This window comes from Bacillus sp. JJ1474, from assembly GCF_036965225.1.
In the GTDB taxonomy this organism is placed as follows: Bacteria; Bacillota; Bacilli; order Bacillales; family Cytobacillaceae; genus Cytobacillus.
In genome coordinates this window covers 1-6,334 of sequence record NZ_JBALPC010000222.1, presented here as the reverse complement: position 1 = coordinate 6,334, position 6,334 = coordinate 1, and the positions used below count along the sequence as shown (strand labels likewise).

Annotated in this window: 9 protein-coding genes; all 9 read right to left on the bottom strand. The window is 35.5% G+C overall.

Translation table 11 applies throughout. From position 1 onward, the window contains the following. Nucleotides 1-30 precede the first annotated feature (30 nt). A complete protein-coding gene (locus V7164_RS22570; RefSeq protein WP_335346321.1) occupies nt 31-804 on the bottom strand; it encodes an RNA-binding protein in 774 nt (257 codons plus the stop codon). A gap of 105 nt (nt 805-909) precedes the next feature. Further along, nucleotides 910-1,173, bottom strand: a complete 264-nt coding sequence (locus V7164_RS22565) for a YggT family protein (RefSeq protein WP_066289306.1) — start codon at nt 1,171-1,173, stop codon at nt 910-912. Between the two features lie 6 nt (nt 1,174-1,179). Continuing rightward, entirely contained in the window at nt 1,180-1,623 is a 444-nt protein-coding gene (locus tag V7164_RS22560) for a cell division protein SepF (protein WP_335346322.1), read from the bottom strand. Nucleotides 1,624-1,635: 12 nt separating this feature from the next. Next, the gene (locus V7164_RS22555; RefSeq protein WP_335346323.1) at nt 1,636-2,313 is read right to left on the bottom strand and encodes a YggS family pyridoxal phosphate-dependent enzyme; all 678 of its coding nucleotides are present in this window, start codon (nt 2,311-2,313) and stop codon (nt 1,636-1,638) included. A 6-nt stretch (nt 2,314-2,319) separates the two neighbouring features. Beyond that, entirely contained in the window at nt 2,320-3,141 is an 822-nt protein-coding gene (gene pgeF, locus V7164_RS22550; protein ID WP_335355283.1) for a peptidoglycan editing factor PgeF, read from the bottom strand. Between the two features lie 71 nt (nt 3,142-3,212). After that, complete coding sequence (locus V7164_RS22545; RefSeq protein ID WP_335355282.1) at nt 3,213-3,482, bottom strand: YlmC/YmxH family sporulation protein; 270 nt, start codon at nt 3,480-3,482, stop codon at nt 3,213-3,215. A gap of 107 nt (nt 3,483-3,589) precedes the next feature. Beyond that, entirely contained in the window at nt 3,590-4,369 is a 780-nt protein-coding gene (gene sigG, locus V7164_RS22540) for an RNA polymerase sporulation sigma factor SigG (RefSeq protein WP_066289326.1), read from the bottom strand. Between the two features lie 178 nt (nt 4,370-4,547). Further along, a complete protein-coding gene (gene sigE / locus V7164_RS22535) occupies nt 4,548-5,267 on the bottom strand; it encodes an RNA polymerase sporulation sigma factor SigE (RefSeq protein ID WP_335355281.1) in 720 nt (239 codons plus the stop codon). Nucleotides 5,268-5,299: 32 nt separating this feature from the next. Beyond that, on the bottom strand, nt 5,300-6,244 hold the full coding sequence (gene spoIIGA, locus V7164_RS22530) for a sigma-E processing peptidase SpoIIGA (RefSeq protein ID WP_335355280.1): 945 nt from the start codon (nt 6,242-6,244) through the stop codon (nt 5,300-5,302). Nucleotides 6,245-6,334 lie beyond the last annotated feature (90 nt).

Genomic DNA, 6,334 nt, shown 5'->3' with positions numbered 1-6,334 from the left:
ACTTGTAGCAAAATCCTGCAATATTAATAATTATTTTTGTTTTCCCGCGGTGATTTTCCATTTATCTCTTTTCGTTTTTCCTTCTAAAGAGATAATTTTTGCACGGCCATACCCTCTAATTGAAATTATATCACTTTCTCTCACTTCAAAAGATGGATTTTCAATTAAAGTCCAATTCACCTTAGTAAGACCCTGTTGAATTAAAGTTTGAGATTTCTGCCTTGAAATATTATGAATAGCAGAAACAACTGTATCTAACCGTAAAGATGTTGAAGTTACAGATTGTTCAGACCAAATTTCGTTCGACTGAAGGGCACTGGCTAATGGCAGTTTCACTAAACTGACAGAGGCCTTGCCAATTGTGTTCAATTGCGTAGAAATATAGTGTTCAATGTCTCTAGTTACTAAAAACTGTATCCGATCATCTTCAAGAAGGATATCACCATATTTCATCCTTTTTAGCCCAAGAGACATTAGGCTGCCAAGCACTTGAGGATGTTCCAAGTTAACAAACTTTTTCGGATATTCAACTTCATATAAAGATATTTGAAAGTCTTCATCCTCTGGCTGTAAGTACTCTGGATATAACAAGGCACGCTTCCTCTCAGCCATATCAAAGCCGCCAAACAACTGTATCTTTACATCATTATTAATTCCAATTAATTGTCTGATGATTTCCTGTTCTCTTGGATCAAGAAAATCAGTTAATTTCGGTGCATATGTAATTTCCACGGAGTTCTTCCAGTTAAGAACTTGATCAATAAAACCTTTTTCTTCTGGACGAAAGTGCTGGTAAATAGACATTTACTTACAATACTCCTTTAAGTAGCATCCTTTGTTTTCATTTTACTGCCCCTCTGGAATAAGAAAACAAAAAAGGGCCTTGGAAAGAGCCCTGTAGCTTTCAAATTATGCAATCCAAACGAACAACTGGTGCAATCCGCTTGATGCAAAGCGTAGAACTAAAATAGCCACAATTGGAGATATATCAATCATACCAAGTGGTGGAATTATTTTTCTGAACGGTTCTAAGTAAGGTTCACAAATTCTTCCTAAAAATTGCCCAATTCCTGACTCCCTAGCATTTGGAAACCAGGACAATAAAATATAGATGATTAATGCCCATGAATAATAGTAAATAATCGATGTTAACACACTAAGTATAATACCCATTAAATATTACCACCTCGAACTTTCGAATTCAGTTTCTTGCATGATTTGAGAAATATTACCTGAAACCTCAATATTATCAGGGGTGCATAAGAAAATATCAGTCCCAATTTTCTGTATATCCCCGCCAATCGCATAGACGGTTCCACTTAAGAAGTCTACAATTCTTTTTGCCTGGTCCCGATCGATTCTTTGTAGGTTAACAACAACTGCTCTTCTGTTTTTCAATTGGTCAGCAATGTCCTGTGCTTCTGCATACACACGTGGTTCAATTAATACAACCTTTGATGATTTTTGCACACTTTGAAGACTGACGACATTATTCTTCTGCACGGGCTGTTTTTGAGATTGAGGCTGTTTTTGTTCGGGCTCTTCTTCCATATATTCTTCTTGTCTATCATCATATTCATCATCTAAGAAGAAAAATGTTTTAAACTTTGATTTTATGCTCATTTTACAAACCTCCTATTCCTCGTTTCCTACAAGAGCGGTTCCAATCCGGACCATTGTCGCTCCTTCTTCAATAGCAATCTCGAAGTCATTTGACATACCCATCGATAGCTCATGACAAGGTGCGTAATCTAATTCCATCTGTTGAATGTCAATCTGCAGTTTTTTAAGTTTTTGAAAACATGATCTTAGCAGTTGTTCATCAGAAGTTAGCGGAGCCATTGTCATTAAACCACATACAAGAATATTTGGATACTGACTTAACTCCTCAATAAACTTCTTAACCTCTTCAGGATGAATTCCCTGCTTTGATTCTTCACCTGATACATTGACTTGTATAAAACATTTTATTTGCTTGTTTGCACGCTTATTTATTTCTTGAGCAAGCGACAATCTGTCAAGAGAGTGAATATAGTCAACTATGCCAATGATATTTTTCACTTTTCTAGTTTGTAAAGCACCAATAAAATGCCATACCGGCTTGTCCTTGATCACTTCCCATTTCTCTAGGAGTCCATCATCTCGATTTTCTCCTAAATGGATAACACCCGCATCAAGCGCTTCAAGGGCGCGTTCAGTCGATACGTATTTGGTTACAGCGATAATCTTAATATCTTCAATATTTCGATTAGATCTTTCACAAGCATTTTTTATTTTCATTTGAATTTTTTTTAGATTTTCAATGACCTTCATTTAAAACTAGAAATCCTCCTTCCAGCCAATAAAACTCATCATTCTTCCTGTTTTCCCTTTGTCTCTTCGGTGCGAGAAGAAATCTTTGTTTTCACAGCTGGTGCATAAATTTGTTACGATTATGTTTTTTTCCATGACGCCTGATTTAATTAGAATATCTTTATTTAATTGCTTTAAGTCAAGAAAATATTGATTATCCTCTATTTGAGTATAAGGTTTAGGATGGTAATCGGCTAGGTTTTTGTCTATTATTGATATAACACGATTATCAACAATATAACATTTACCGCAAATGGATGGTCCAATTACTGCATGAATTCCTTCAATGTCCATATTTTCTTTCTTAAACATTGAAACCATTTCGCTGGCAATCCCATTGACTGTTCCCCTCCAGCCCGCGTGGGCAACACCAATTGCTCCAGTCTTTTCATGACAGAAATAAAGGGGTACACAGTCGGCGTAGCATAAGGTTAGCAGCAGTCCAGAATTTGCTGTAAAAAAGCCATCTGTTGCTTTGTAGGAATCCTCATAAAGTAAAGAGCCTCTCCCGCCGTTTTCTCTATTTACCTTTTCTATGTGTATGTCATGTGTTTGTTCTGCACTCACCCATGTATGAAGTGGGAATCCTAATCTTTCAGCCATATGTTCCCGGTTTTGTCTAACAGATTGCACTGAATCATTTACATGGAGCCCAAGGTTCAAAGAGGAATAAGCGCCTTCACTAACTCCGCCATTTTTACTCGTAAATCCCGCACGTAAACCGGGAAACTTCTCAGCCCATTCATTAATAACAAAATACTCGCTTTTTTTCAAAATAAATGGTTCCATTTATTAAACCCCATTATATTTTTCTATAGTTTACCATAATATAGCCACTCTTCACAGTTAAAAGACATTATTTACACATCTTCATCGACATCTTTCTCCATATTACCATTCTGGTAACGCACAAGGATGACATCTTCCCCAATCTTAAGGATATTTTTCCAAGGAATAATCATATCTTCATCCCGGCCAAAAAAACCTAAAACCTTCCCAGTTCCCCCAATAATAACAGCATTAATTTTCCCGGTTTGAACATTGATATCTATATCCCCAACATTGCCAAGCTTCTTTCCATTTGCTACATTTATGACATCCTTCATTTGGAATTCTGATATTCTTATCATTTCCTCCCACTCCCATCATTTCGCATCGATATAGAATATATATGACTATCCATAATAAATTATCGTATCTATTAATAGAAAAAAGAATAAGCTGCCAAAACGGCAGCTTAGCTTTGAATATTTTTATTCATTTGTTTGATGGCAGCTTTCTCAAGTCTCGAAACTTGTGCTTGGGAGATGCCGATTTCTTCAGCAACTTCCATTTGAGTTTTCCCTTGAAAAAAGCGTTTTCGCAGAATTAGCTTTTCCCGATCGTTTAACCTTCTCATTCCTTCTTTTAACGCTATTTCCTCAATCCATTGAATATCCTTACTCTTCTCATCACTTAATTGATCCACCACATAAATTGGATCTCCCCCATCATTATAAATGGGTTCAAACAAGGACACAGGGTCTTGAATTGCATCTAAAGCAAATACAATTTCCTCATGCGGCACATCAAGCTCCTTCGCAATTTCAACTGCTGTCGGCTCTCTCGATGTTTTACTCATCAATCGTTCTCTTACTTGCAATGCCTTGTAAGCAATATCCCTTAATGAACGAGAGACGCGTATCGGATTATTATCACGCAAATATCTTCTAATTTCGCCTATTATCATGGGAACAGCATAGGTGGAAAACTTAACGTTTTGACTTAAATCAAAATTATCAATAGACTTCATTAGACCGATACAGCCGACCTGGAATAGGTCATCAACAAATTCACCCCTGTTATTAAAGCGTTGGATAACGCTGAGAACTAGGCGTAAATTACCGTTAACGAGTTTTTCCCGTGCGGTTATATCCCCCTTATGCATTTGCTTGAAGAGTTCTCTCATTTCTTCGTTTTTCAAAACTGGAAGCTTTGATGTATCAACACCGCAAATTTCTACTTTATTTCGAGTCAATTCTTTCCCTCCTCATAGGAGCTGCTGTACAAAAAACAGTATTTCCTTGAGGAGGAAAAATATGCACGGCTAGAAGTTTGACTCAAACACATAATTTAGAAAAACACGATGGATTCAAGCTTTAATCCTGCATTTTTTTTATAAAAATAATTTTTTTCGAAATAATAAATTTACAGCTCTATACCATTTTATTAAATTCTTTTTTAAGCCGCTTTATTATTCGCTTTTCTAATCTTGAAATATACGATTGTGAAATGCCCAGCATATCAGCTACATCCTTTTGGGTCTTCTCTTCCCCAGTTCCTAGTCCAAACCGCAGTTCCATAATTTGCTTTTCTCTATCAGATAACTGATGCAATGCTTTTGATAAGAGTTTCTTATCTACATTTGCTTCGAGGTCCTTAGTAATAATATCTTCCTCCGTACCTAATACATCTGATAAAAGCAATTCATTTCCATCCCAATCAATATTTAATGGCTCATCAAAGGAAACCTCTGAACGAATTTTATTATTTCTTCTTAAATACATTAATATCTCATTTTCTATACACCGTGACGCATATGTAGCAAGCTTTATTTTCTTTTCGGGATTAAAGGTGTTAACAGCCTTAATAAGGCCAATGGTGCCAATACTAATTAAATCCTCAATATTGATTCCTGTATTTTCAAATTTCCTAGCTATATAAACAACTAGCCTTAAATTTCTTTCAATTAAAATGGATCTTGCTGCTTTATCACCATTCGGAAGTTTTTCTAATAACAGTTCCTCTTCTTCTTTGCTAAGAGGAGGGGGCAATGCTTCGCTTCCGCCAATATAATATACTTCATCCGTTTTAAGTCCAAGCTTCATTAATAATTTATACCAATAGTATGATAAGCGAAGTTTTAACCGTTTCATGAAATATCCTCCTCCTAAATAGAAATGTGTTACTATGCATGCTTTACATATGCCTCTGTATTAACCTTTTTTGTAGTCGTAAGCATCTTAGGATGTACAATGCATTGAAATGCATCATCTGCGGACAGCTGCTGCATTGAAAAAGAAATAAGACCTTTTTCTACCTTCATTAATTCATTTTCTTTTTCTAATTCAATGTAATCAGGCTTAATTGCAATAATTAACTGGTGTTCTTGTCCAACTACTTTGTATGGAACAATTCTCATTCTGTACTCCCAATCTGAAGATATCATTTCCTCACCTAGAATGATATTTTCTGGATTTCGGGCCATTTTTACTATATCCTCTGGAAATTCCTCAACCCTGTTTTTTAATGAAATAAACATGACGGGCATTTTAGTAATTGGATCATAAAGCTGGTTTCCGCTATCAATTAGACCTTTAAACCTGAATATTTCACCATTTATTGAAACAATGACCTTAATTAAAGTATCATATTGGATTTTTGTCATTTCAATTTGATCCATATTACGTTTAGAAAAATGCCAGGCTAATGGAAAACCAATTAATACAAATACCCAGCTGATTGGATCCCCAAACCCTTTAACACTTGCAAGCATAACCGAGGAAGAAAGCTGAAAGTCAAATTTGATAAAATAATGCACACCGATCAGTGTTCCGCCAATTAAAAACGTTATTAAATAAAAAGTCATCAAACCGTTAATAAAGTAGCGAAGCCTTTTATAACCAAACACTGTTAAAATCATGAAAATAGAGAATAACAATTTAGCAAATGGATGTGATGAGAACGTGTTCAATGGAGTAAGGGATAACAAAATTATGGCAGACCCAATTAATCCCCCTGTAAAAAGCCTCCAAAGCCTTATATCCCTTTTTAAGATAACAGCAGTTAAGTAAAGCAACAGGCTATCAAATAAAAGATTTAAAGCCCAAATAATATCTAAATAAACCTCCAATCTTCTTCCTCCTTATAGATTGGTAGGAACAAATATATGACACCTAGTAATCTTTTAAAAAAAGTATAACGTACCCTATAAGATAAAGTG